3 protein-coding genes are annotated in these 3670 nt (G+C 72.9%); 2 read left to right on the plus strand and 1 reads right to left on the minus strand.

Annotated elements, in window-relative coordinates; all coding sequences use genetic code 11:
* The first annotated feature begins 484 nt into the window (after positions 1–484).
* On the plus strand, positions 485–1660 hold the full coding sequence (locus AN218_RS30485) for an acyl-CoA dehydrogenase family protein (protein ID WP_070020269.1): 1176 nt from the start codon (positions 485–487) through the stop codon (positions 1658–1660).
* A 171-nt stretch (positions 1661–1831) separates the two neighbouring features.
* On the opposite strand, the gene AN218_RS30490 is transcribed toward AN218_RS30485, so the two are convergent.
* Positions 1832–2818, minus strand: coding sequence for a LacI family DNA-binding transcriptional regulator (locus AN218_RS30490; protein ID WP_107421622.1), 987 nt, complete (start codon positions 2816–2818; stop codon positions 1832–1834).
* Between the two features lie 222 nt (positions 2819–3040).
* On the opposite strand from AN218_RS30490, the gene AN218_RS30495 reads away from it, so the two are divergent.
* On the plus strand, positions 3041–3670 hold a 630-nt coding region (locus AN218_RS30495; RefSeq protein ID WP_070020272.1), incomplete at its 3' end, for an ROK family protein.

Below are 3670 nucleotides of genomic sequence, written 5' to 3' on the forward strand. Positions count from 1 at the left end.
GCCAGGGCGAGAACGCGGCGCCGGGGCGCGCACGCGCCGGATCTGCGGCGCCGTGCGAGGGATGCGATGAAGGATCCGGTCATGGCTCTCCTCAAGTGAACGGAGTGGAAGGGGAGTTGGGGGGGAGAGAGAAATGGCACGACTGGTGGCGTGGTGCGTGGTGCCGGGCGATCCGCCGGGAGTGCGGCGGGAAGTTCCAGCCGGAATCTAGAAGGACTAGACCAGTGCGTCAATGGTTTGCACCAATCCCGTCGCACCGGACGTCCGGTACTCGTCGCCCTCGCCGTCCCGCCGGTGACGGGGCAGCCCCGATCGGGCATACTTCTCGGGCCGCAACCGCTGGTCAGCCGCCGTCGTAACCCGGCGCGGCGCCGTCGGACGAGCGGCTCCGCACGGGGCCCGGCCTCCCGCCGCGCCCCGGTACGGCGGCACCACCACACCCCGGTAGGCCGCCGCAGCCCCCGAACAGGAGGAGAGCGCCGTGATGCCCGAGTACGGACCGCAGCCTGTGGACCGCCGGCTGCCCACGCAGGAGGCCCGCGATCTGCTGGCCCTCGTGCGCGAACTGGCCGGGCGGGAGATCCGCCCGCACGCGAGCGACGACGAGGCCGAGGGACGCTTCCCGCGCAAGACCTTCACCCTGCTGTCCGAGTCGGGCCTGCTGGGACTGCCGTACGCGGAGGAGTTCGGCGGCGGCGGTCAGCCCTACGAGGTCTATCTCCAGGTGCTGGAGGAGCTGGCCGCGGCACGTCTGACCGTCGGCCTCGGCGCCAGCGTCCACACCCTGGCCTGCCACGCCCTCGCCGGCTTCGGCACCAAGCAGCAGCGCGCCGACCATCTGCCCGCCATGCTCGGCGGCGGCACGCTCGGCGCGTACTGCCTCTCCGAACCCACCACCGGATCCGACGCCGGATCGCTGCGCACCCGCGCCACCCGCGACGGCGACGACTGGGTGCTGGAGGGCACCAAGGCGTGGATCACCCACGGCGGCGTCGCCGACTTCTACACCGTGCTCGCCCGCACCGGCGGCGACGGGCCGCGCGGCATCACCGCGTTCCTGGTGCCCGGCGACGCCGGGGGTCTCCAAGCGGCGCCGCCCGAACGCAAGATGGGGATGAACGGTTCGCCCACCGCCCAGATGCACTTCGACGGCGTACGGGTCTCCGACGCCCGCCGCATCGGGGACGAGGGTCAGGGCATGACCGTGGCGCTCTCCGCGCTGGAGTCCGGACGGCTGGGCATCGCCGCCTGCGCCGTCGGACTGGCGCAGGCCGCGCTGGACGAGGCGCACGCCTATGTGCTCGGCCGGGAGCAGTTCGGGCGGCCCATCGCCGACTTCCAGGGGCTGCGCTTCATGATCGCCGACATGGCCACGCAGATCGAGGCGGGCCGTGCGCTGTATCTGAGCGCGGCACGCAGACGCGACGACGGGGTGCCCTTCGGCCGCGAGGCCGCCATGGCCAAGCTGTTCTGCACGGACGCGGCGATGCGGGTCACGACGGACGCCGTCCAACTGCTCGGCGGCTACGGCTACACCACGGACTTCCCCGTCGAGCGGTACATGCGCGAGGCCAAGGTGCTCCAGATCGTCGAGGGCACCAACCAGATCCAGCGGATGGTCATCGCCCGCAATCTGACCGGTCCGGAGAGCAAGCGTTAACAGCGCGCGAGCGCGTTCGACGGCCGTACGGCGAGCGGGAGTCCGCCCGTGCACCGGATTCCGGTCGGCGGGTGCGCCGCCGGGGTGTCCGTCCCGCCCGTACGGATCGCGTACGGAGTCCGTACGGGCAACGGGCGGGCGCCGCACGGTACTTGACCGCCCCCGGCGTGCTCAGGAGTGCGGCGGCAGCTCTCCCGAACCGCGCGCGATCAGCCGCGTCGGGTGCGTCGTCAGCCGTGGCGGGTCGTGCGCGCCCTCCAGCCGCCGGAAGAGCAGATCGGCGGCGGTGCGGCCGAGTTGGGCGGGGTCCTGGGCCACGACCGTCACGGGCGGCGAGAGCATGTCCGCGAGTTCGAAGTCGTCGAAGCCGACGAGCGCGACGGGCCGCCGCCGCTCCGCGAGGACCCGTACCAGCGTGACCGTCACCCGGTTGTTGCCCGCGAAGACCGCGGTGACCGGCTCGGGACCGTCCAGCATGCGTTCCGCGTCGGCCCGTACACGCGCGGGGTCGGTCGCGCCCGGCGCCAGCCAGCTCTCGTGCACCGGCAGCCTGGCCCCGGCCATCGCCGCCTCGTACCCTCTGATGCGCTCGTGCGCGGTGTGGATGCGGGGCAGGTCGCCGATGAAGCCGATCCGCCGGTGCCCGTGCGCGATCAGATGCGCGACGCCGTCGCGGGCGCCGGCGAAGCTGTCGACGAGCACCTGGTCCGCCTCGATCCGGCCCGGCGGGCGGTCGACGAAGACGGTGGCGACCCCGGCCGCGATCTCCGGTTCCAGATAGCGGTGGTCGTCGCTGGCCGGGACGATGACCAGTCCGTCCACGCGCCGTGCGCACAGCGCGAGGACCAACTCCTGCTCGCGGCCCGGGTCTTCGGCGCTGGAGCCGTTGATCAGCAGCGCGCCGTGCGCCCGCGCGACCTCCTCGACGGCGCGGCTGAGCGGCGCGTAGAAGGGGTCGGCGAGGTCTTCCAGCACGAGTCCGATGCTCGCGGTGCGGCCTTTGCGCAGAATGCGCGCACTGTCGTTGCGGCGGAACCCGAGGGCGGTGATCGACTCCTGCACGCGGCGTTCGGTGTCCGGGGAGACGCCCGGTTCGCCGTTGACGACCCGGGAGACGGTCTTGAGGCCGACTCCTGCACGGGCCGCGACGTCCTTCATCGTGGGCCTGTTGCCGTAGCGGGTCCCGGTGGTGCGGGCGGCGGCGGATCGTACGGTCTCGGGCACGGCTTCGGGTCCCCCTCGGTGCGTGGTGCTGCAGCGAGCAGCATAGCCGCCTCGGGCGACAGTCTGGACAACGTTGTCAAAACAGGTCAGACTGATCCTTCGACCGTTCCCGTCCGGGGGCGGGTCTCCGGCCCCCTCCCCGGGAGAACATCACCCATGCACACGGACCTCGTTGCGGCCCTCGACATCGGCGGCACCAAGATCGCGGGCGCACTGGTGAACAGCGGCGGCGAACTGCTGGTACGGGCACAGCGTCCCACGCCGCCCCGGGGCAGCGGCGAGCAGGTCATGGCCGCCGTCGAAGGCGTACTGGACGAGCTGGCCGCCTCGACTCTCTGGCAGAGCACGCGTGTTGTGGGCATCGGCAGCGCCGGACCGGTCGACGCCAAGGCGGGCACCGTCTCTCCCGTCAACATCCCCGGCTGGCGCGAGTATCCGCTCGTACGCGGCGTCCGGGACCGTACGGGCGGACTGCCGGTGACCCTCGTCGGCGACGGCGTCGCGATGGCGGCGGCCGAGCACTGGCAGGGCGCGGCACGCGGCCGGTCGGGAGCGCTGTGCATGGTGGTCTCCACGGGCGTCGGCGGCGGCCTCGTGCTCGGCGGCGAACTCCACCCCGGCCCCAGCGGCAACGCGGGCCACATCGGCCACATCAGCGTCGACCTGGACGGCGACCTCTGCCCCTGCGGCGGACGCGGCTGCGTGGAACGCATCGCCAGCGGGCCCAACATCGCGCGCCGCGCCCTGGGAGACGGCTGGCGCCCCGGACCGGACGGCGACGCGTCC

The organism is Streptomyces nanshensis, assembly GCF_001751255.1.
Taxonomy (GTDB): domain Bacteria; phylum Actinomycetota; class Actinomycetes; order Streptomycetales; family Streptomycetaceae; genus Streptomyces; species Streptomyces nanshensis_A.

Coding starts and splice junctions, on each gene's coding strand:
- AN218_RS30485 (WP_070020269.1), top strand. CDS start 485: ATGCCCGAGTACGGACCGCAGCCTGTGGACCGCCGGCTGCCCACGCAG.
- AN218_RS30490 (WP_107421622.1), bottom strand. CDS start 2,818: ATGAAGGACGTCGCGGCCCGTGCAGGAGTCGGCCTCAAGACCGTCTCC.